This window comes from Rhodococcus sp. BP-241 (assembly GCF_019836145.1).
Lineage (GTDB): Bacteria > Actinomycetota > Actinomycetes > Mycobacteriales > Mycobacteriaceae > Rhodococcoides.
In genome coordinates this window covers 406,336-428,012 of the sequence record NZ_JABUEI010000004.1, presented here as the reverse complement: position 1 = coordinate 428,012, position 21,677 = coordinate 406,336, and the positions used below count along the sequence as shown (strand labels likewise).

The following is a 21,677-nucleotide window of genomic DNA, read 5'->3' as shown; positions in this document are numbered from 1 at the left end:
ACCACTATCCCAGGGCCGCGAACCCCACCGGATCCGAGAGCAGGGTCGCGACGGTGGACAGGAACTTGGAGCCCTGTTCGCCGTCGACGAGCCGGTGGTCGAACGACAGACTGAGGGTCGTGACGTGTCGCAGCGCGATCTCCCCGCGGTACTCCCACGGCTGACGCCGGACGGCCCCGAAGCACAGGATGGCGGCCTCGCCGGGCGTGAGGATCGGGGTGCCCGAATCGATGCCGAACACGCCGATGTTGGTGATCGTGATGGTCCCGTCGGCGAGCTCCGCCGGACCGGTCTTCCCCTCCTTGGCGACGGCGGTGAGCGCGGACAGTGACGAGCACAGGTCGCGGAATCCGAGGGTCTGCGCGTTCTTGATGTTGGGAACCATCAGCCCGCGCGGTGTCGCCGCGGCGATACCGAGGTTCACGTACTTCTTGGTGACGATCTCGTTCGCCGCCTCGTCCCACGACGAGTTGAGGCTCGGGTGCTCCCGGACGGCGATGAGCAGGGCCTTCGCGACGAGAGCGAGCGGCGTCACGCGGACGCCGGCCAGCAGTGGGCTCGCCTTCAGCTCGTCGAGCAACTCCATCATCGGTGTGACGTCGACGGTGACGAACTCGGTGACGTGCGGCGCGGTGAACGCGCTGCGCACCATGGCCTCGGCGGTGTGCTTGCGGACGCCCTTGATCGGCGTGCGCTCCTCGTCCGCGTGCGGCGCGGAGGAGACGGCCAGGTCGTCGCGGGTCACGTTGCCGTGCGGTCCCGTCGGGGCCACGGTCGCGAGGTCGATACCGCGCTCACGCGCTTCCTTGCGTACCGGCGGCGCGGCCAGGGGCCGACGACTCGATGTCTCCTCCGCGACGCCGTAGCCGACGAGGACTGGCGTCCGCGTCGGCGCGGCCCCGACCGTCTCGGACTCCGCCTTCTCGACCGACGGCTCGGGACGCGCGTCGGCTGCCGCCTCGTCGGCGGTGTCGGGCGAGGCCGGACCGGTCGTCGCCGGACCCGCCACCTCGATGTCGAGGAACGGTGCGCCCACGTCGATGGTGGTGCCCTCCTCGGCGTGCCGCGCCACGACCACGCCGGCATAGGGAGACGGCAGTTCGACGGACGCCTTCGCGGTCTCGACCTCGGCGATGGTCTGGTTGAGCGTGATGGTGTCGCCGACGTCGACCGACCAGGTGAGCAGCTCGGCGTCGGCGAGCCCCTCGCCGAGGTCCGGCAGCAGGAATGTCTTGACCGTGGACATGGCGGATGCTCCTCGTGAGTGCACTCGTGAACGCTGTGTGTCAGGTCACACAATCACCACGCCGCACAGTGCGCAAGAGACGGTCGACCGAGTGAGCACGATGACCAACGGCGGCGGTCGAGCGAGGCAGTCGGTCGTGCACCGTGCGTCAGCGCAGTGCAGCCACGATCTCGCGCGCGGTGTTCTGGTGACTCGCCGCCGTGGGGTGCAGCGGCACCACCGCGTCCGGAGACGTCGGCACCGCGCCGACCATCCAGCTGTCGGCGGCGCACACGTCGTGGTCACGGGTGGTCGGCGCGAGGTCGACGAACGTGGCGTCGTGCGCGGCGGCGGCGCGACTCATCACCGAGTTGAGCTGATCGATGCGGGCCTGTAGGTAGGTCGCGTCCGCGGGCCGCACGGGCTGCGAGTCGAGGCAGCCGCCGGGCCGGATGCCGGTGGGATACCCGACCATCACCACCTGCGCGGCCGGCGCCCGGCGGGCGATCTCGTCGAGGATCGTGTCGTACGTCGCGGCGAACGCGTCGATACGGTCGCTGTAGGTGTCCGGACGATCGGAGCACGATGGCGTCAGAGGAGCCGGGAGCACGCTGATACAGCCCGCCGCGAGCTGAACCAACTGGATGTCGTTGCCGCCGATTCCCAGGGTGACGAGCGTGGTGTCCGGACCGAGCGCGTCGAACTGCGGTGCGGCGACTCCGCCGCCGAGCCCGGTCTGCGGTCCCGCGAGGTTCTCGCTCTCCGCGGCGCCGCACGTCACGTCGCGCACCGTGTCGATGCCGAGTTCGCGAGCGACGAGCGTGGGGTAGTTCACCGCGGACCGGCCGCAGATCCCGGACGGTGTCTGCGGTGCGATTCCGCTGCCGGCGGAGAACGAATCTCCTAGCGCGACATACGCACCGGGTGCCGGCGCGGCGGCAGCGGGAGCGGCGGACAGAGTGCTCGCGGCGGCGGCAGCCGCCACTGCGACGACGAGTCGGCGTGTCGACATGCGCGCAGTCCTAGTCGGCGTCGTTCGATGCTTCCGACTCCGCGACGTCGGGTGCGTTCTCCCGCGTCGCCATACCGCCGGCGCCGCCCTGATCGGCGGGTCCGGGACGACCGCCCTTGGGCTCGTCGGTGGAGTCGTTCGTCGTCGTCTTCTCGGCCATGGACTCAGCGTAAACGGCCGTGGCGCCGTCGGACGACGAAAGGTCGGGACCGGGTGCGCGCATCCCTACCGCCGCCAGTTCGAGCGCCGCGAGCGAGCGGACCACGGCTGGGTCGCCCGCGCGCCAGGCGCCGGCGGGATCGGGATGGATGTGCGTCAGTTCCGTCAGCGGTCGCCGTGCGAGAGCACGCAGCGCGAAGAGGTCGAGGTCGGCGCCGGACCGGAGAAGCGCCGCCGCGGCGGTGGCCTGCCGGGCGAAGCGGATCCGCCGCGGGAGCCACAGGAGCAGCAGCGCGACGATGGGGAGCAGGGCGACGGTGACACCGAGGAACGACGCCAGCGCCTCGACCGCCGCGACCTGCGCCTCACCTGCGCCGCGCAGTGCGGCGCCGGCGTCCCCGGCCCGGTCGAACGGTGTGCGGACGTCGTCACCGATGAGTGGGACGGAGGACACCCGTTCGCCCGCGGACCGGAGGTTGTTCTCCAGTCCGCTTCCGGCGTCGGCGATCTCGCGTCCGGGCGCCGCCAACGCCATCACCGCGTCGTGCAGCGCCAGGCCCACCCGGATCCAGACCACGGTCCACACCGCGACCACCACGTCGGCGACCACCTGGCGGGTCCGGCGGGCGGGCAGCTCCGAGTAGAGGGTCATCACACGGACTCCGACCAGACGCCTGTCGCGAGGAAGTGGTCGATGCAGGCGCGGTGTGCGTCGAGGTTCATGCCGTGGCTCGTCACCCAGGCGTCGTCGTAGTAGGTGCCCTCGTAGCGCTCTCCCCCGTCGCACAGCAGCGTGACGATGCTCCCCTGCTCTCCGCGAGCCTTCATGTCCGCTGCCAACCGGAACGCGCCGACGAGGTTGGTCCCGGTCGATCCACCGGCGTGCAGGCCCGTCACCTGTTCGAGCATGCGGACGGCCGCCACCGAGGCGGCGTCGGGGATCTGCACCATGTGCTCGATGACGGCGGGGACGAACGACGGCTCGACGCGGGGCCGACCGATTCCCTCGATGCGCGATCCGGTGCCGACGGCGTCACGGGTGTCGTCGCGCCACGCCTCGAAGAACGCGGATCCCTCGGGGTCGACGACACACACCCGGGTGGGCACGCGCCGGTAGCGGCAGTACCGGCCGATGGTCGCGCTGGTGCCACCGGTGCCGGCGCCGACCACCACCCAGGTGGGGACGGGGAACCGTTCGAGGGCCATCTGATCGAAGATGGAGGCGGCGATGCTGTTGTTGCCACGCCAGTCGGTGACCACCGACGCATTGGTGAACTGGTCGAGATACAGCCAGTCCTTCTGCGCACCCAGTTCCTCCGCGACGTCGTACACGGCACCCGAGTGCTCGACGAGGCGACAGATGCCGCCGTAGCGCTCGATCAGCGCGATCTTCGTCGGGCTGGTGGTGGCCGGCATGACCGCGACGAACTCGAGGCCGATGAGCCGGGCGAAGTACGCCTCCGACACGGCGGTCGACCCGGACGACGCCTCGACGAGCGTGGTGCGGGGCCCGATGTCCCCGTTGGCCAGGCCGAAGAGGAAGAGCGACCGTGCGAGCCGATGCTTGAGCGATCCGGTGGGGTGGACCGACTCGTCCTTGAGGTAGAGATCGATGCCCCACTCGGCCGGCAGTGGGAAGGGATGCAGATGAGTGTCCGCGCTGCGGTTCGCGTCGGCCTCGACGATGCGCAGCGCGTTCTCCACCCAGGAACGGTCCTCGATTCTCATGACGGTCATTCTGTCCGACGCGCGGCCCCGCTCGGTGGTTGACTGCGGTGGTCAGGGGGAACTCGACCTGTCGAGCCCCCACCTTCACGAGAGGCACCTGTGACGATCGCATACATCAATGCCATCTCGACCGCCGTTCCCGAGCACGACGTCCACGACGACTTCGTCGCCTACGCCGACAGCACGTTCACGCTGCGACGTAAGCAATTGCTGTTCCGCCGCATGGCGGATCGCGCGCAGATCTCGCACCGGTGGTCCGCGTTCCCGTCCATCGCCAGTTTCTACGGCGACGATCCCAACGCCGTCGACACGCAGGCGCGGATGCAGGAGTTCGAGCGCACCGCTCCCGGACTCGCCGTTCGTGCCGTCGACGGGCTCGGCCTCGGCGACGCGGCAGGGGACATCACCCATCTCATCGTCCTGACATGTACCGGGTTCTACACTCCGGGAATCGATTTCGAGATCATGAAGCAGTGCGGCGTGCCCACCACGGCAGAGCGCACCCAGGTCGGTTTCATGGGCTGCTTCGCCGGCATCAACGGTCTCAAGCTCGCCCACCACATCGTGCGCTCCGAGCCCGCCGCGAAGGTGCTCGTGGTCAGCGTCGAACTGTGCTCGCTGCACATGCAGCAGACCGACGATCTCGAGACGATGCTGTCGTTCCTGGTGTTCGGCGACGGCGCCGCGGCCGTGCTGGTCACTGCCGAGTCCACCGGTCTGGCCATGGACTCCTTCCAGGCCCTCATGATCGAGGACTCCCGCGACCTCATCACCTGGCGCATCGGCGGCATGGGGTTCGACATGGTGCTCTCCGGCAAGGTGCCGGGCTCGTTGTCACGCGCGTTGGACGAGACCACGATGAAGACGGTGCTCTCGGGGGCGGAGACGTCGTCGATCGACCTGTGGGCCGTGCATCCCGGTGGTCGCTCGATCCTCGACGCGGTGGAGGGCGCGCTGCACCTCGACGCAGACGCTCTGACGTCGTCGCGCCGCGTGCTCGAGAACTACGGCAACATGTCGTCGGCCACCGTGCTGTTCGTGCTCGCGGACATGCTCGAGCGGGGTGACACCGGGTCGGGATGCGCGATGGCGTTCGGCCCCGGACTCACCGCCGAGACCATGCTGTTCCACGCAGCCTGATCACCCCAGCCGTTCGATCGACCCAGCCGTTCCGTCAATCCAGCAGGCGCGTGGCTTCCTCGCGTAGTTCGATCTTGCGGATCTTGCCGGTCACGGTCATGGGGAAGGCATCCATGACGCGCAGGTAGCGCGGGATCTTGTATCGCGCGATGCGGCCGTCGCAGTAGGTCCGGAGATCGTCGACGGTCATGGCCGCCGCGCCCTCACGCAGACGGACGCAGGCCATCAGTTCCTCGCCGTACTTGTCGTCGGGCACACCGATGACCTGGGCGTCCAGGATGTCGGGGTGGGAGTACAGGAACTCCTCGATCTCACGGGGGTAGATGTTCTCGCCGCCGCGGATCACCATGTCCTTGATGCGCCCGGTGATGGCGACGTAGCCGTCGTCGTCCATGGTGCCGATGTCGCCCGTGTGCATCCAGTGCTCGGAATCGAGTGCCTCGGCGGTCTTCTCGGGGTCGTCCCAGTAACCGAGCATCACGGAGTACCCCCGTGTGCACAGTTCACCGGGCTCTCCGCGGGGAACCGTCTCCCCGGTGACGGGGTCGACGATCTTCACCTCGAGATGCGGTCCGACTCGTCCGACCGTGGACACGCGCTGCTCGATCGTGTCGTCGGAGCGGGTCTGCAGTGACACCGGGGACGTCTCGGTCATCCCGTAACAGATGGAGACCTCCGCCATTCCCATGACGTCGATGACCTGCTTCATCACCTCGGTGGGACAGGGTGATCCGGCCATGATGCCCGTGCGCAGCGACCGAAGATCGTGCTCCGCCAGGTCGGGAACGGCCAGTTCCGCGATGAACATGGTGGGAACTCCGTAGAGCGAGGTGCACCGCTCGGCGGAGACCGCGGCCAGTGTCGCTGCCGGATCGAACGACGGCCCCGGGATCACCATGGTCGAACCGTGCGAGGTGCAGGCGAGGTTTCCCATCACCATCCCGAAGCAGTGATAGAACGGCACGGGAATGCAGACACTGTCCGCCTCGGTGTAATGGCAGAGCTCGCCGACGAAGTAGCCGTTGTTCAGGATGTTGCGGTGGCTCAGCGTCGCGCCCTTGGGGAATCCCGTGGTGCCGGAGGTGTACTGGATGTTGATGGCGTCGTCGGGACCGAGTTCGGCACTGCGCCGGTCGAGTTCGTCCACATCGACGGACTCACCGTCGGTGACGAGGTCGCTCCAGTCGTCGGTGCCGAGGTACACGACGTGGGCCAGACCGGTGCACTCGCCGCGCACGGCGTCGATCATCGAGGCGTAGTCCGAGGTGCCGTGCGCCCGGACCGCCACCAGCATGGTGGCGCCGGACTGGTCGAGCACGTACTGCAGCTCGTGCGCACGGTAGGCAGGGTTGATGGTCACCAGCACCGCGCCGATCTTCGCGGTGGCGTACTGGACGATGGTCCACTCCGGGCAGTTCGGTGCCCAGATCCCCACGCGATCCCCGCGACGGATTCCGCGCGCGAGCAGGCCGCGGGCGAGATCGTCGACGTCGGATCGCAACTCGTCGTACGTCCACCGGCGACCGGACGCGATGTCCACGAGAGCGTCCGACGAGCCCACCCGCGCGGCGGTGCGATCGAAGTTCCGCCCGATCGTCTCGTCGAGCAGCGGCGTGTCGGTCGGGCCGGACGAGTAGGAAGTCTGCGGTGACAAAGTCGCTCCTCGAGGCTCGGGTACCTCCGCGACGCTAATCCATGGGACGGCTGCCCGTCTGCGGTTTCCCCGATTTCGGTTAATCATGATTCATCGAAGTGGCGGTGGTTCGTTCGGCGTTCACCGGGGGTCCCTATGCTTCGTCGATGCCGCTGCAACGACGACTGACCACGCGCGACGCCGTCGTCATCGGCGTGGGGTCGATGGTCGGCGCCGGGGTGTTCTCCGCCTTCGGCCCGGCCGCGGCGGCCGCGGGTGGCGGGCTGCTGGTCGGGCTCGCCGTCGCCGCCGTCGTGGCGTTCTGCAACGCGACGTCGACTGCCCAGCTCGCCGCGGTGCACCCCACGTCCGGCGGCGCCTACGCCTACGGGCGAGCGCGACTCGGTGACCGGTGGGGCTTCCTGGCGGGCTGGAGCTTCGTGGTCGGCAAGACCGCGAGTTGTGCCGCCATGGCCCTGACGTTCGGCGCGTACGCGTGGCCCGAGCACGCACGGGCGCTCGCCGTGATCGCGGTGGTGGCGCTGGCGGCGGTAAACTGCCTGGGCATCACCCGCACCGCGTCGGTCACGCGCGTGCTCGTGGCGGTGGTGCTCGTCGTGCTCGTCGCGGCACTGATCGTCGGTGCGACCGGCTCGTCCACCGTGACGGGCGCCGGGTTCTCGGCGACCTCGGGTCCGGTGGGCGTTCTGCAGTCCGCGGGGATCCTGTTCTTCGCCTTCGCTGGGTACGCGCGCATCGCGACGCTCGGAGAGGAGGTGCGGGACCCGGCGCGCACCATCCCGCGCGCCGTGGTCGGCGCCCTCGCGTGCGCGGTCGTGATCTACGCGGCCGTCGCAGTGATGCTGCTGCACGTTCTCGGGGCGGACGCACTCGCGCGCTCGACGGCTCCGGTGGCCGCGGCGATGGACGCGGTCGGGGCACATTGGGCGGGCCCGGTGGTGCGCGTCGGGGCATCGGCCGCGGCTCTCGGAGCCCTGCTGGGACTGATCGCGGGGATCGGCCGCACCACGATGGCGATGGCGCGGGAAGGGGACATGCCGCGATACCTCGCGCACGTCGACGAGCGCCGCTCGGTTCCGCGCGCCGCGGAGATCACCGTGGCCGCCGTGGTGGTCGTCGTGGTTCTCACGCTCGACGTGCGGAACGCGATCGGATTCTCGTCGTTCGGAGTTCTCGTCTATTACGCCGTGGCCAATGCCGCGGCATTCACGCAGACCGGTTCCGATCGCCGGTGGCCGCGGGCACTGCAGATGCTCGGGCTCTGCGGCTGCGTCCTGCTGGCGGTCACACTGCCCGCGGCGGCGGTGGTGGTCGGAATCGGGGTTCTGTCGGCAGGGTCGGCCGGACGGTGGATGCTGCAGCGCCGGCGCGCACTGCGGTCATGACATCACTACTGCCCTGACGTCACTGGGCGGAGTTGTACGCCTCTTCGACCTCGGCCGGAATACGTCCGCGGCTCGAGACCGTGTACCCGTTCTGATTCGCCCACTCGCGAATGGCTCTAGTCTGCAGAGGATCTCGCGGAGACGAGCCGACCTGCGTCGCCGTTCCGGTCGCCTTCTTCGCCGTGGCCTTCTTGCCACGTGACGACACCTTCGTGGCGTGCTCGGCCCAGTAATCGAGTTGCTTGCGGAACTCCTTGGCATTCTTCACACCGAGATCGATCTCGTACTCCACACCGTCGACCGAGAAACCGATGGTCTCCCCTTTACCCGATTTGATGGGTGCGCCGTCGATATCGTCGACCAATTCCACGAAGACCTGTTTCGCCATGACGCTGTGGTTCCTTTCGATGATGAGTTCCCCGACCGAACCGGACATGGATTCATCGAGCCGTCGTCGACTCGTCGTTCCGACCACCATCGCGGTTCTTCCGCCAGAGTTTATCCATCTCGAAGCCCGATTAGCGAGTCACCGCCAATTCCGGTTCGATGTCGTGTACTCGTGCCGGTCCGTCGATACCGCACGGTTCGGTCGTTCGAGGTCACGCGGCTCGGGAAATATTCTCCGCCGGGCGGGCGTTCGCAGCTGAGTAGTCTTCTTTTTCTCGAAAGGGTGAACGCACGTGGCCGTACCACTGTCCGTACTCGATCTCGCACAGGTCGGCGAGGGTGAAACTCCTCGAAGCAGTTTCGATGCCAGTGTCGCATTGGCCCGCCTCGCGGAGGAGAGCGGATATCGGCGAGTCTGGTACGCGGAGCACCACAACATGCCCTCCATCGCGTCCTCGGCGACGTCGGTCCTCATCGCACACGTGGCCGCGCACACCTCGTCCATTCGTCTCGGATCGGGTGGAGTGATGTTGCCTAACCATTCTCCGCTGACCATTGCCGAGCAATTCGGAACGCTGGCCACACTCCATCCGGACCGTATCGATCTCGGTCTCGGCAGAGCGCCGGGATCCGATCAGACCACCATGCGTGCTCTGCGCCGTGACCCGTCGTCGGCCGATTCCTTCCCGCAGGACGTTCTCGAACTCCAGGGCTACCTGTCTGGTTCGAGTCGGGTTCCGGGAGTGCAGGCAGTGCCGGGCGCGGGAACCGATGTGCCGCTCTACATTCTGGGGTCCTCCCTCTTCGGTGCTCAGCTCGCCGCACATCTCGGCCTTCCGTATGCCAACGCGTCGCACTTCTCCCCCGACTCGCTCGAGGAGGCCGTGGCCGTCTATCGGGACACGTTCCAGCCGTCCGCGCAGCTCGCGGAGCCCTACGTCATCGCCGCCGTCAACGCGACGGTCGCACCGACGTCTACTCGCGCGCACGAGCTGTTCACGGCCGGTCTGCGTCGCCGGGTGGTGCAGATGGTGGGACGTGGCCGTTCCTTCTCCGAGGAGGAGGTCGACATGATCATGGACTCGCCCGCGGGCCGACAGATCCAGGGAATGGTGAAGTACTCGGCCGTCGGAACGCCGGCGGAGGCGTCGGACTACATCGATCGTTTCGCCGCGCACGCGCAGGCGGACGAGGTCATCGTGGCCAGCGGTATCGACGACACCGACGAGCGACTGCTCTCCTACCGCCTGCTCGCCGAGCAGCACCTGCACGCCACCGCGGCCTGACGCCGCACGACCGACACCGCCCGCGCGATGACTTTTCCGCTCGGGCGGTGTCGGTAGTGGTGAGTGGCCCTGACGCCGGGGCCGACGACACCACACCAGGAGACACCATGTCCGGCATGATCTTCGTCAACACCTTCGTCCAGGACGTCGCCGCGAGCCGCGCGTTCTTCACGTCGCTGGGATTCTCTTTCAACGACACCTTCAGCGACGAGAACACCGCGTGCCTGATCGTCAACGAGCAGGCCGTCGTGATGCTGCTGAACGTCCCGCGCTTCAAAGATTTCATCCGCGACGACGTCGCGGACCTCTCCACCTCGCGCGAGATGCTGCTGGCCGTGTCGGCCGACAGCAAGGAGGCCGTCGACGCCATGGCCGACGCGGCGCTCGCCGCGGGCGGCAGTGACTGGATGGATCCGCAGGACCACGGCTTCATGTACGGGCGGTCGTTCCGCGACCTCGACGGTCACGTGTGGGAAGTGACCTGGATGGACCCGGCCGTCGCCTCGGGCGAGGCCACGCCTCCCGACATGTGAGCCGCGGAAGGTGACCCGGGCTCAGCCCGGGTACACCGGTGGCAGTCCGAACCGATCGAACAGCGTGAGATCGAAGAAGCACGCCACATGCGCGACGCGGGCGTCGATGATCTCGAGGACGTGCAGCTGGAACGGACGGTGTACCCCGTCCTCTCCGAGCATGTAGAGGCCGAAGGCCGGCTGCCCGTTGGCGGTGGTCGCCATCATCCGCATCGACTCGGGGCCGGTCGCGGGGCACTTCGTCGAGATGAGGGCGCCGATGTCGGCCGGGCCGCGGTACCACCCGGTGAACGGCGGCATCTCCCAGACCGCCTCTGCGGCGAAGAGTTTCACGATGCCGTCGATGTCGTACGTCTCGAATCCCTCGACGTAGCGTCGCAACAACTCTCGCGTCTCCGGTGACTCCGGCTCGGACACGGAGTTCTCGTCGGGCATGATCGCCTCGATCTGGCCGCGCGCACGTTGCAGCAGGCTGTTGACTGCAGCAGTGGAGGTGCCGAGCAGTTCGGCCACCTCGGACGCCTTCCACTGCAACACCTCTCGGAGTACGAGGACGGCTCGCTGCCGGGCGGACAGATGCTGCAACGCGGCCACGAACGCGAGCCGCACCGATTCACGCGAGCCGATCAGCGATGCCGGGTCGTCGTCCACCGGATCGCCGAACGGCGGCGCCGGCTCGAGCCAAGCGATCTCGTGGCGCTCGACCAGCTCGTCCGACGGATCGGACGACGGCGTACCCAGCCCCGACGGCATCGGTCGGCGCTTGCGGCCCTCGAGCGAGGTGAGGCAGGTGTTCGTGGCGATGCGGTAGAGCCACGTGCGCAGCGACGAGTCGCCCTTGAAGTTCGCGTACCCCTTCCACCCTCGGACCAGGGTGTCCTGCACCAGATCCTCCGCGTCGTGGATGGATCCGGTCATGCGGTAACAGTGCGCGAGGAGCTCGCGGCGGTACGGTTCCGCGAGAGTCATGAAGTCGTTGCCGAGCTCCTGCGTCGCAGTCATGCGAGGAGGATAGTCCTCGCAGGGACGACTCGCCGAGGAAAATTTCGGGGCTTCGTGATGAGTTTCCGTGGCGTACGCGGTCGACAGTCACATGACCACACACCTCACCCGCGCCACCACCACCGCACCGTCCCGCGGAGCCGTTCGAGCAGGATGGATCGTCAGCGCGCTGGTGGTCGTCTTCATGCTGTTCGACGCCGTGATCCATCTGCTGAACCTGGACGTCGTGAAGGACGCGTCCGCCGAACTCGGACTCCCCGTCGACATGGCCCCGAAGATCGGCGTCGTCTGCCTCGTGATCGTGACCCTGTACGTGATTCCGCGGACCGCGCCGCTGGGTGCCGTCCTGTTGACCGGCTACCTCGGTGGAGCGGTGATCACGAACTGGCGCACCGACCAGCCACTCGTCAGCACGGTGTTCTTCGCGATCTACGTCGGCATCGCCGCGTGGCTCGGACTCTGGCTGCGTGACGGCCGAGTCCGAGCCCTGCTCGCAGGCTGAGTCACACCACCGAGGACCGGAAGGATCGGAGCCGCAGGCTGTTGGTGACGACGAAGACCGACGACAGCGCCATCGCGGCACCGGCCAGCATGGGGTTGAGCAGTCCGGCGGCCGCGAGCGGGATCGCCGCGACGTTGTAGGCGAAGGCCCAGAAGAGATTGACCTTGATGGTGCGGAGGGTTGCGCGCGAGAGGCGCACCGCGTCGACCGCGACGCGCAGATCTCCCCGCACCAGCGTGAGGTCGCCGGCCTCGATCGCGACGTCGGTGCCCGTGCCCATCGAGAGTCCGAGGTCCGACGTAGCCAGTGCCGCAGCATCGTTGACGCCGTCACCGACCATGGCGACGACCTTGCCCGACGCCTGCAGCTCGCGGATCGCGTCCACCTTCTGCTCAGGCAGCACACCGGCGATGACGGTGTCGATACCGACCGAGGCGGCCACCGTGCGGGCTGCGGACTCGTTGTCACCGGTGAGCATGATCGGGTCGAGACCCAGTGCGCGGAGCTCCGAGACCGCCTGCGCGGACGTCTCCTTCACGGTGTCGGAGACCGCGATGACGGCGCGGGCCTCGTCGTCCCACCCGACGACCACCGCGGTGGCCCCGGTGGCCTCGGCGTCCTCGAAGGCCGTCTGCAGAGCGCTGGGCAGTGCGCCGCCCACCAGGCCGGGGCGTCCGACGACCACGCGGTGGCCGTCGACCGTCGCGGTGACACCGCGTCCCGCCGTGGTGGTGAAGTCGGTGGCGGCGACGGGCTCTCCGTGCGCGGTCCGGTACGCGTCGACGATCGCGCGGGCGACCGGGTGCTCGGAACCGGACTCCGCCGCCGCGGCGAACCGCAGCGCGTCGTCGCGAGCGTCTCCCACGACGGACTGCACGCTCATGACACCGCTGGTGATGGTGCCCGTCTTGTCCAGCACGATGGTGTTCACGCGGCGGGTGCGCTCGAGCACCTCGGGTCCCTTGATGAGGACGCCGAGTTGGGCGCCGCGTCCGGTGCCCACCATCAGGGCTGTCGGAGTGGCCAGGCCCAGCGCGCACGGGCACGCGATGATGAGGACCGCGACGGATGCGGTGAACGCGGCGGACCAGCTGCCGCTGACGAGGACCCAGCCCAGCAGGGTGGCCAGGGCGAGACCGATCACGACGGGGACGAAGACGCCCGAGATGCGGTCGGCCAGGCGCTGCGCCTCGGCCTTGCCGTTCTGCGCGTCCTCCACGATGCGGGCCACGCGCGCGAGCTGCGTGTCCGCGCCCACGCGGTCGGCGACGACGGTGAGCGCGCCACCCACGTTGACGGTCCCGCCCGTGACCGTGGCGCCCGGACCGACCTCCACGGGGATGGACTCACCGGAGATCATCGAGGCGTCGACGGCGGACGTGCCGCTCTCGACGGTGCCGTCGGCGGCGATCTTCTCGCCCGGTCGGACGACGATGCGGTCTCCGACCACGAGCTCGTCGGCGGGCACGCTGACCTCACTGCCGTTGCGCAGCACGGTCGCGTTCCTGGAGCCGACCTCGAGCAACGCACGCAGAGCGGCGCCTGCGCTGCGCTTGGACCGCGCTTCCAGATAGCGACCGGCGAGCAGGAACGTCGTGACGCCGGCCGCCGCCTCGAGATAGATGTTCGCGCTGCCGTCGCCACGCGAGACGGTGAACTCGAAGGCGTGGCGCATGCCGGGCATGCCCGCGTGGCCGAAGAAGAGCGCGTACAGCGACCAGCCGAAGGCGGCCAGAGTGCCCACCGACACGAGCGTGTCCATGGTGGTCGCGCCGTGCCGCGCGGTGGTGACGGCGGCGCGGTGGAACGGCAGCCCGCCCCACACGACGACGGGCGCGGCGAGGGTGAGCGAGAGCCACTGCCAGTTGTCGAACTGCAGCGGCGGAATCATCGCCATCGCGATGACGGGAACGGACAGCAGCGTCGACACGAGCAGACGCGTGCGCAGGGGATCGGACTCGGCTGCGGCGGCATCGGACTCGGCTGCGGGAGGGCCGGCCGGTCGGTGCGGTTCGTGCACGGTCGCTGTGTAGCCGGCCTTCTCAACGGTGCCGATGAGGTCCCCGGTCTCGACGGTCGCGTCCGTGGCGATGCTCGCCTTCTCGGTGGCGTAGTTGACCGTCGCGGTCACACCGTCGAGGCGGTTGAGCTTCTTCTCGATGCGGTTGGCGCACGACGCACAGGTCATGCCGCCGATGTCGAGCTGGATGTTCGCGGCCTTCTCCCCGGTGGTCACGGCTGAGCCAGCTCGTACCCGGCCTCGTCCACCGCGGTTGCGAGGGCAGCGTCGTCGACAGGTGTGTCGGACTCGACATCGACGCGTCCGGACTCGAGGTCGACGTGGACCGAGGTGACTCCCTGCAGGGCGCTCACCTCCTCCGTCACCGCTGCGACGCAGTGCTGGCAGGTCATTCCGACGACGGTGACAGTCTTCGTGGTCATGAGAACTACCATACCCCCCTACGGTATGCCGTCAACCCCGTGTCGCCCGGCGTTCGGCGGCTCGACACCTCCTGTGGTTAGGGTGGACGAGCCCGGTACACACAGGGTGACCGAGCTCCGATCCGGGAGCACTGGGAAGCGAGAACTCATGGAGCCAGTCGAGCAGACCTGGCGCACCGCCGAGCATCCACGGCCGGACCATTTCCTCCTGCACATCAGTGACACGCACCTGGTCGGCGCCGGCGAGTTGTACGACGCGGTCGACAGCGAGGCGCGTCTTCGCCAGATCTTCGCGGAGCTCGAGGCGACGGGTGCCCGGCCGGAGGCTCTGGTGTTCACGGGTGATCTCGCGGACAAGGGCGAGCCCGACGCGTACGACTCGTTGCGCGCACTGGTCGATCCGGTCGCCGCAGCCCTGGGGTCCGAGGTGATCTGGGCGATGGGCAACCACGACGACCGAGCGGCGTTCCGTCGCAGCCTGCTCGACGAGCGCGGATCGACCGAGCCCGTGGACGGGGTCTACGACATCGGTGGGCTGCGAGTCATCACGTTGGACTCGACCGTCCCCGGCCACCACTACGGCCAGATCTCCGCGGAACAGTTGCGGTGGCTCGCAGCAGAACTGGCGATGCCGGCGCCGGACGGCACAGTGCTCGCGCTGCACCATCCGCCGGTTCCCTGCGTGCAAGATCTCGCGGTGTTGGTGGAACTCCGCGACCAGGACTCGCTCGCGGATGTGCTCGCGGGCAGCGACGTGCGGGCGATCCTCGCGGGCCACCTGCACTACTCCACGTCCGCGACCTTCGCCGGAATCCCGGTGTCGGTGGCGTCGGCCACCTGCTATACCCAGGACCTCAACGTCCCGGTGGGTGCGCAACGCGGGCGCGACGGGGCGCAGGCCTACAACCTGGTGCATCTGTACCAGGACACGGTGGTCCACTCGGTGGTGCCCATCGGGACGGGCGACACCGTCGGCACCTACGTGTCGGCCGATGAGGCCGCCCAGCGCCTGCACGATGCCGGCGTCGTCATCGCCGACGCGCCCCAGAAGGCGATCAGCCGGCAGTCGTAGCTGTGGCGATCAGCCGGCAGTCGTAGCTGTGGCGATCAGCCGACCGGTGTGACGGCGTGTTCCCAGGGCGCCGGCACCGGGAAGTAGGTGCTCAGGAACGTCGTCACCGCCGCTGCGCGCTCGTCGGCGTCGATCTCGGGGAAGCTGCCGTCGTTGAGGCAGAAGAAGTCCATCGACCGCTTCGCGAGCAGGCGGTCCATGTCCCGCAGTCCACTGCGCATCGTCGTGTCGACGTACTTGACCGAGGCCTGCGTCTGCACCACGGCGCGGCCGGTGAGCAGGGCGTAGTAGTGGTACAGCGAGTTGGTCACCGAGATGTTGGAGCTCGCGCGGAATCGACTGGCGGCCGTGGCCGCGAACTCGTCGGGGAACTCCTTCTCGAGCTCGAACATCACACTGCGCCGGAGCGGCACGGGAGCGTGCTCGAGGTGGCGCGTGGTGATGCGACCGAATCGGTCGTGGAGCAGGCGACGGTTGACCCGCGCGGCGTTCTCGAATCCGCTGCGCTGCTCGTCGTTGGCGCCCAGTCCGATCCGGGTTCCCGCCTCGACGAACATGCTGATGCCGCCGGGTGAGAAGAACATCTGGGGACCGACCGGGCGGCCGAAGAACATGTCGTCGTTCGAGTACAGGAAGTGCTCGGCGAGACCGTCGATGTGGTGGAGCTGGCATTCCACGGCCTGCGAGTTGTAGGTGGGCAGCACGGAGGTGTCGGTGAAGAACTCCTCGCTGCGCACGAACGTGACGTCGGGATGGTCGTCGAGCCACCCCGGCTTCGGTGAGTCGGTGACGACGAAGATGCGCCGGATCCACGGCGCGTACAGGTGTACCGAGCGCAGTGCGTACTTGAGTTCGTCGATCTGGCGGAAGCGGGCCTCGTGATCGTCGCCCTCGCCCACGACGACCTCACGCAGCATCGCCGCGCGTTCCGCCTGCCACTCCACGTCGGTGCCGTCGACCCAGGAGAAGATCAGGTCGATGTCGAAGTCGATGTCCGACGCGTGGTCGGCGAACATGTTCTCGATGGTCGGCCAGTGTCGGCCGAAGCGCTCGACCGTGCCACGAACCGCCTCGTCCTGACGGATGGTGCGTCGGGTCAGCGAGTTCTCGACGGGGAGAACGATCGTGTCGTCCGAGAACTCCCACAGTTCGATCTGGATGCCCTTGCCGGATCCGTAGAAGAGCCCGCTCGGGCGGTGCGCACGAGGGCGGAACAACCGGAAGATCCGCGCCTGCGTGGCCGACGCCAGGAGCCCGTCCGCGATGAGCAGGGCCGGGGATCCCTTGACGTCCATCGGCTTGGAGTAGAACGGCTCGTCCGCGCAGGCCGCGACCAGGGCGTCGCGCAACGTCGGCCTGTCGTGCCTGTCGATGGCGATGACGGGCCGCTCGTCGTTGCCGCGGACGAGCAGGTACTCGATCGCGGTCGCGTCCAGCACATCGCGGACGAACAGGAGGTCCTCCACCATCGCCTCGTGGGGCGTCGTGGTGGTGATGGACAGTGCGAACTTGTCCTTGACCCACACGATGTCGGAGCGCTCGGTCAACCGATGTCGGGACGCCGCGGACGCGACGCGCGCCCGTTCGATCTCGCCGCTGTCGGGCGGGACGAGGTAGACATCGGGCGTCTCGACGTTCTGCAGGGCTGGCGGCTGTGTGATGGTGGACCTTCCCGATGTGCTGGTGGGCGAGCCTGTGCGGCGCTGTGACCTGCTCATTCTAAGTGATGCCGAGGGTGGGTCCGGACCACGGGAGTCATCGGCCGCGAAGCTGGCCGAGTGCGTCCTGCACGTGCGTCAGGTGTCGGCTCATCGCCTCGGACGCGGCCTCGCCGGACCCCGAGTCGATGGCGTCGACGATGCTCTCGTGCTCGACGTTGGACCGGTGCCGACGGTCGGGCAGCAGGTTCACCATCTCGGACTGCTGCGACAGGGCCTCGCGGATCTCGGTGATGACGGCGGCGAAGACGTCGTTGCCGCTCGCGGTCGCGATGAGCAGATGGAACTCCGCGTCGAGACGGACCCACTCCTTGGGATCGTTCTCGGCGATCATCCGATTCAACAGGCTGCGGATCGCGTCCATCTGCTCCGGCGTCCGCCGTTCGGCAGCGAGTGCGGCGGCAGGAATCTCGATGTGCGGGCGGGCCTCGCGCAGGGAATCGACGGAATGGTTGCCGAAGACTCTGTCGGTCTCGACGGTCTTCGCCAGGACGAACGTTCCCTTGCCGGTGTGCGTCTCCGTCAGTCCGAGAGCCGTGGTCGAGCGCAGTGCCTCGCGGACCACCGACCGGCTCACGCCGAAGCGCGTCGCGAGAGCGGCCTCGGACGGGAGCTTGGTGCCGACCTCGAGTTCGCCGCTCTCGATCGCCGAACGCAGCTCGCGCAGGACGGCCTCGGCCGCCCCCACGCGCGTCACTGTGGCCTGTTTGCTGGCCCAACTGTCCGACAGGGTCATGGCGTCACTGTGAACGAGGAATGGTGGTCAGGCAAATCGGACGTGCACAGGACGATATTCATGTTTCTAGTCGCAGTGCTAGAGATCGAGAGAGATTCCGATGGAACGGTGATCGGGTGCAGTCCGACACACATCCGTGCACTCGGTCGACTGCCGGATCTACGGTCGAGGGGAACGAAGGAGTTCACATGGCGCACAGCATCGTCACCGTCACAGGCGCGGCCGGCAGCATCGGCTACGCGGCACTGTTCCGCATCGCATCGGGTGCGATGCTCGGTCCGGACACGTCCGTCACGTTGCGGCTTCTCGAGATCCCGCCGGCACTGCACGCAGCCGAGGGCACGGCCATGGAACTGCACGACAGTGCGTTCCCCCTGCTGCGGTCGGTGGAGATCCACGACGATCCGGTCGACGCCTTCGACGGCGCGAACGTCGCGCTGCTGATCGGGGCTCGCCCTCGTACCGCGGGGATGGAGCGCGCCGACCTGCTCGAGGCCAACGGGTCGATCTTCGGGCCGCAGGGCGCCGCTCTCGAGGCGGGCGCCGCGTCCGACATCCGGGTGGTCGTCGTGGGCAATCCCGCCAACACCAACGCGGCCATCGCCGCAGCGCACGCACCCAGCATCCCCGCCGATCGGTTCACCGCGCTGACCCGGCTCGATCACAACCGCGCCGTCGCGCAACTGTCCGCTCGTGCGGACGTCCCGGTGGGTGAGATCTCGCGGGTCAGCATCTGGGGCAACCATTCCGCCACGCAGTACCCGGACATCTTCCACGCGCGAGTCGGTGACCGGTCGGGCGCCGAGTTCGCCGCGGACACCACCTGGCTCGAGGACGTCTTCGTGCCGACGGTGGCGCGCCGCGGTACCGCGATCATCGAGGCGCGCGGTGCGTCGTCCGCTGCCTCCGCGGCGAACGCCACCATAGATCATGTGCGCGACTGGGTCCTGGGCACTCCCGCCGCCGACTGGACGTCCGTCGCACTCCCGTCGACGGGCGCGTACGGCGTGCCCGAGGGACTGGTGTCCTCGTTCCCCGTGCGGTCCTCCGGCGGCGCCTGGCAGATCGTGGAGGGCCTCGAGATCGGCGAGTTCTCCCGGCGCCGTATCGACGCCTCCGTCGCGGAACTGCAGGCCGAGCGCGAGGCCGTCACGAGACTCGGGATGCTGCCGAACTGACTCGACCGTCCATGTCCCGCCGTCGAGGCTGTCGTGGCCACACCGTGTAGGTGATCGCGGCGACGACGTCGACGGCGAGCACGACGAGGGGCACGGGCATGAAGGCCGTCAGCGCCTCGGTTCGCTCGGGAGACCCGACCAGCGCGACGAGGCCGGCGAGCAGCCCGACGGTGACGGCCACGGCGATCAGGGTTCTGACCACGTCCGCCCAGCACGCTCTCGCATAGGCAGCGCCGTGGAGACGAACCGGCGCGGGCCCGCCGCGGAAGTGGTGGGCCACTCGCACGTCTGCCCAGCGAATCATGCGGTGTCCGTACGCGATCGAGAAGCCGATGTAGGCAGCGGCCAGCGCGTGATGCCACGTGGCGGTACTGCCCGACCGCAGGTCGATGACGGTGGCGCAGAGCAGGACGAGATCGACGACCGGGGCGCAGGCCAGAACCACGGCACCGGCACGAGGTCGCCGTGCGCCGTACCGGAGCGTGAGGCCGGCGGCGATGGCCACCCAGAATCCGATCTCGCACGCGACGATGACTGCCAGAACCATGAGCGCTCCTTGTTGGTACGATCGTGTTCACAACAAAGTAGCACAACTGTGTACATTCAGGGAGTGCCGAAACTGATCGATCACGACCAGCGGCGACGCGACGTCGCCGACGCCGCCTGGCGCATCATCGGTCGAGACGGCCTGCTCGATCTGTCGGTGCGCAACGTGGCCGAGGAGGCCGGGCTGGCGACGGCCTCCCTCCGTCGCTCCTTTCCCACTCAGGACGACCTGCGAGCGTTCTGCCTCGAACACGCAGCCGAACGCGTCGTCGAACGCCTGGAGCGCATCGACCCGCAGCTGTCACCCCGCGAGTACTGCGAGGCGAGCCTGCGAGAGTTGTTGCCGCTCACCGACGAGAGTCGCCTCGAGATGGAGGTGCAGATGTCGCTGGGCGCTCTCGCCTTCACGAACGCCGCGATGCGCGTCGCCTACGACCGGGCGCACCAGTACCTGGCCGCGGGGTGCAGGCGACTGGTGAACCTACTCGCCGAGAACGACACCGACTACGCGTCACTGTCCGACCGGGTACCCGACGAGGCGCGTCGACTTCATGCATTCCTGGACGGACTCGCGCTGCACATGGTCCACGCGCCACACGACGAGAACCGCGCGTGGGCCGAGGCGGAGCTGGCGGCACATCTCGACTCGCTGCGAGGGCCGTAGGGTCTACAGCCATGCCCGACACCTGCCCGTGCGGCACTCCCCTACCGATGTCCGAGTGCTGTGGACCCTTGCTCGAGGGACGGATCGGTGCGCCGACCGCCGAGCGGCTCATGCGCTCGCGGTACACCGCCTTCACGGTGCTCGACGCCGAGTATCTGCTGCGCACATGGCATCCCGATACTCGACCGTCGGCGCTCGACCTCGACGACCGCCGCCGGTGGACCGGGCTCGAGATCCTGGGCACCACCGGAGGCGGCATGCTGCACACCACGGGCACGGTCGAGTTCGTGGCTCACTTCCGTGACGCGGGTGCCCGGCGACCGGGTTCGCAGCGGGAGAACAGCACGTTCTCCCGCGTCGATGGAGCCTGGGTCTACGTCGACGCGGTCTGACGCCGCGACTCGATGCCGTCGACGAACTCGGACGTGATGCGCGCGATGTCCCAAGGATGCGACAGCGGCGACCAGTGTCCTGCATCGAGATCGGTTCGCGACAGGTCGGCCACCCAGCGCGGCGTGTCCTCGTAGTGGAACGGACGCACCGCCGCGTCACGGGTGTTGACGATCAGATGCACGGGCACGGTGACGTAGCGACGCCGCGGAGAGGTGAAGCGCGGCAGAAGATTTGCTCGATAGATGCGCAGGCCGTTCCACGCGTCGTCGAGAAGTGTCGGTGACTCCTCCACCATCGCGGCGGGGACGTCGGAGAACTCGCCGATGAACTGGGTCCAGCCCTTGCGCTTCATGCGGTACATCCGCACCCGAGCCAACGGCGGGACGTGGAAGGTGACCGTGTACCAGGACGCTCGCGTCTGGGCGAACACCTGTGCCAGGTTGCGCGGTGTGGGCCTACGGAGCCGCGAGCGGGCCCACAGTGCGAGGTGGTCGAGGTTGGGTCCCGACACGGACGTGTAGGACGAGATGCGGAGCGGCGCATCGGCTTCGGCGACGAGCTCCCAGGCCTCCACCGCGCCCCAGTCGTGACCGAGCACGTGGACCGGGGCGTCGGGACTGACCGCGTCGATCACCGCTCGCAGATCGGAGGCCATCGCGTCGAGTCGGTACCCGCGGGTCTGTGCGGGGACCGTGGAGTCACCGGCGCCGCGTGAGTCGTAGGTGACGACGCGGTAGCGGTCGGCGAGCAGTCCGACGACGTGGTTCCAGAGGGTGTGGTTGTCGGGCCACCCGTGCACCAGCACGAGAGTGGGGCCGTCGGACACGCCGGCGGTGTACACGGCGAGCTCGACGTCACCGTTCCGCACGGTGGAGCGCTCGGACTCGAACGGGCGGGTGACGGTCATGGACGCTC

Annotated in this window: 22 protein-coding genes; 9 read left to right on the top strand and 13 right to left on the bottom strand. The window is 68.4% G+C overall.

What is annotated here, in order from left to right; genetic code table 11:
* Positions 1-4: 4 nt before the first annotated feature.
* The 4 genes from HQ308_RS11235 to HQ308_RS11220 all read right to left on the bottom strand — a co-directional run bounded on the left by HQ308_RS11235 (position 5) and on the right by HQ308_RS11220 (position 4,133).
* Complete coding sequence (locus HQ308_RS11235; RefSeq protein ID WP_222632348.1) at positions 5-1,246, bottom strand: dihydrolipoamide acetyltransferase family protein; 1,242 nt, start codon at positions 1,244-1,246, stop codon at positions 5-7.
* Positions 1,247-1,394: 148 nt separating this feature from the next.
* Positions 1,395-2,237, bottom strand: coding sequence for an SGNH/GDSL hydrolase family protein (locus HQ308_RS11230; protein ID WP_222646416.1), 843 nt, complete (start codon positions 2,235-2,237; stop codon positions 1,395-1,397).
* Between the two features lie 10 nt (positions 2,238-2,247).
* Positions 2,248-3,048, bottom strand: a complete 801-nt coding sequence (locus HQ308_RS11225; RefSeq protein ID WP_222646497.1) for a hypothetical protein — start codon at positions 3,046-3,048, stop codon at positions 2,248-2,250.
* Positions 3,048-4,133 carry a PLP-dependent cysteine synthase family protein gene (locus HQ308_RS11220; protein WP_261775952.1) on the bottom strand — a complete coding sequence of 362 codons (1,086 nt, stop codon included), beginning with the start codon at positions 4,131-4,133 and terminating at the stop codon, positions 3,048-3,050. Before HQ308_RS11220 ends, HQ308_RS11225 begins: the two co-directional genes overlap by 1 nt.
* A gap of 90 nt (positions 4,134-4,223) precedes the next feature.
* Here HQ308_RS11220 and HQ308_RS11215 point away from each other — a divergent pair, with 90 nt between their 5' ends.
* Positions 4,224-5,264, top strand: a complete 1,041-nt coding sequence (locus tag HQ308_RS11215; RefSeq protein WP_222646415.1) for a type III polyketide synthase — start codon at positions 4,224-4,226, stop codon at positions 5,262-5,264.
* 34 nt (positions 5,265-5,298) lie between these two features.
* On the opposite strand, the gene HQ308_RS11210 is transcribed toward HQ308_RS11215, so the two are convergent.
* Positions 5,299-6,918, bottom strand: coding sequence for an AMP-binding protein (locus tag HQ308_RS11210; protein WP_261775951.1), 1,620 nt, complete (start codon positions 6,916-6,918; stop codon positions 5,299-5,301).
* 146 nt (positions 6,919-7,064) lie between these two features.
* On the opposite strand from HQ308_RS11210, the gene HQ308_RS11205 reads away from it, so the two are divergent.
* Complete coding sequence (locus HQ308_RS11205) at positions 7,065-8,303, top strand: APC family permease (protein WP_222637890.1); 1,239 nt, start codon at positions 7,065-7,067, stop codon at positions 8,301-8,303.
* Positions 8,304-8,322: 19 nt separating this feature from the next.
* On the opposite strand, the gene HQ308_RS11200 is transcribed toward HQ308_RS11205, so the two are convergent.
* The gene (locus HQ308_RS11200) at positions 8,323-8,691 is read right to left on the bottom strand and encodes an Lsr2 family protein (RefSeq protein WP_027506050.1); all 369 of its coding nucleotides are present in this window, start codon (positions 8,689-8,691) and stop codon (positions 8,323-8,325) included.
* Between the two features lie 292 nt (positions 8,692-8,983).
* Between HQ308_RS11200 and HQ308_RS11195 the strand changes: the two genes are divergently transcribed.
* Positions 8,984-9,976: an LLM class flavin-dependent oxidoreductase gene (locus HQ308_RS11195; RefSeq protein ID WP_222646413.1), complete on the top strand. Its 993-nt coding sequence runs from the start codon at positions 8,984-8,986 to the stop codon at positions 9,974-9,976.
* A 107-nt stretch (positions 9,977-10,083) separates the two neighbouring features.
* Positions 10,084-10,509 (top strand): VOC family protein, encoded by a 426-nt coding sequence (locus HQ308_RS11190; protein WP_027506052.1) that lies wholly within the window; start codon positions 10,084-10,086, stop codon positions 10,507-10,509.
* Between the two features lie 21 nt (positions 10,510-10,530).
* On the opposite strand, the gene HQ308_RS11185 is transcribed toward HQ308_RS11190, so the two are convergent.
* On the bottom strand, positions 10,531-11,511 hold the full coding sequence (locus tag HQ308_RS11185) for a sigma-70 family RNA polymerase sigma factor (protein ID WP_056441007.1): 981 nt from the start codon (positions 11,509-11,511) through the stop codon (positions 10,531-10,533).
* A gap of 91 nt (positions 11,512-11,602) precedes the next feature.
* Between HQ308_RS11185 and HQ308_RS11180 the strand changes: the two genes are divergently transcribed.
* A complete protein-coding gene (locus tag HQ308_RS11180) occupies positions 11,603-12,013 on the top strand; it encodes a DoxX family protein (RefSeq protein ID WP_027506054.1) in 411 nt (136 codons plus the stop codon).
* A 1-nt stretch (position 12,014) separates the two neighbouring features.
* Here the strand turns inward: HQ308_RS11180 and HQ308_RS11175 are convergent, their stop codons facing one another.
* Both HQ308_RS11175 and HQ308_RS11170 read right to left on the bottom strand, forming a co-directional pair.
* Positions 12,015-14,249 carry a heavy metal translocating P-type ATPase gene (locus HQ308_RS11175; protein ID WP_308115754.1) on the bottom strand — a complete coding sequence of 745 codons (2,235 nt, stop codon included), beginning with the start codon at positions 14,247-14,249 and terminating at the stop codon, positions 12,015-12,017.
* Positions 14,246-14,455, bottom strand: a complete 210-nt coding sequence (locus tag HQ308_RS11170) for a heavy-metal-associated domain-containing protein (protein WP_027506056.1) — start codon at positions 14,453-14,455, stop codon at positions 14,246-14,248. The genes HQ308_RS11175 and HQ308_RS11170 overlap by 4 nt, the downstream gene beginning before the upstream one ends.
* Before the next feature lie 148 nt (positions 14,456-14,603).
* Between HQ308_RS11170 and HQ308_RS11165 the strand changes: the two genes are divergently transcribed.
* Complete coding sequence (locus HQ308_RS11165) at positions 14,604-15,527, top strand: phosphodiesterase (RefSeq protein ID WP_222646412.1); 924 nt, start codon at positions 14,604-14,606, stop codon at positions 15,525-15,527.
* A 35-nt stretch (positions 15,528-15,562) separates the two neighbouring features.
* Here HQ308_RS11165 and HQ308_RS11160 read toward each other — a convergent pair whose 3' ends face one another.
* Together HQ308_RS11160 and HQ308_RS11155 are read right to left on the bottom strand one after the other, a co-directional pair.
* Complete coding sequence (locus tag HQ308_RS11160) at positions 15,563-16,996, bottom strand: stealth family protein (RefSeq protein WP_373425307.1); 1,434 nt, start codon at positions 16,994-16,996, stop codon at positions 15,563-15,565.
* Between the two features lie 286 nt (positions 16,997-17,282).
* Entirely contained in the window at positions 17,283-17,981 is a 699-nt protein-coding gene (locus tag HQ308_RS11155; protein ID WP_056441016.1) for a FadR/GntR family transcriptional regulator, read from the bottom strand.
* Positions 17,982-18,169: 188 nt separating this feature from the next.
* Here HQ308_RS11155 and HQ308_RS11150 point away from each other — a divergent pair, with 188 nt between their 5' ends.
* Complete coding sequence (locus tag HQ308_RS11150; protein ID WP_222646411.1) at positions 18,170-19,159, top strand: malate dehydrogenase; 990 nt, start codon at positions 18,170-18,172, stop codon at positions 19,157-19,159.
* Here HQ308_RS11150 and HQ308_RS11145 read toward each other — a convergent pair.
* Positions 19,131-19,706 carry a hypothetical protein gene (locus HQ308_RS11145; RefSeq protein ID WP_027506061.1) on the bottom strand — a complete coding sequence of 192 codons (576 nt, stop codon included), beginning with the start codon at positions 19,704-19,706 and terminating at the stop codon, positions 19,131-19,133. The genes HQ308_RS11150 and HQ308_RS11145 overlap by 29 nt on opposite strands.
* A gap of 63 nt (positions 19,707-19,769) precedes the next feature.
* On the opposite strand from HQ308_RS11145, the gene HQ308_RS11140 reads away from it, so the two are divergent.
* On the top strand, positions 19,770-20,369 hold the full coding sequence (locus tag HQ308_RS11140) for a TetR/AcrR family transcriptional regulator (protein ID WP_222646410.1): 600 nt from the start codon (positions 19,770-19,772) through the stop codon (positions 20,367-20,369).
* An 11-nt stretch (positions 20,370-20,380) separates the two neighbouring features.
* Entirely contained in the window at positions 20,381-20,761 is a 381-nt protein-coding gene (locus HQ308_RS11135; RefSeq protein WP_056441019.1) for a YchJ family protein, read from the top strand.
* Here HQ308_RS11135 and HQ308_RS11130 read toward each other — a convergent pair.
* Positions 20,743-21,669 (bottom strand): alpha/beta fold hydrolase, encoded by a 927-nt coding sequence (locus tag HQ308_RS11130; protein ID WP_222646409.1) that lies wholly within the window; start codon positions 21,667-21,669, stop codon positions 20,743-20,745. The two genes, HQ308_RS11135 and HQ308_RS11130, sit on opposite strands and share 19 nt — an antisense overlap.
* Positions 21,670-21,677 lie beyond the last annotated feature (8 nt).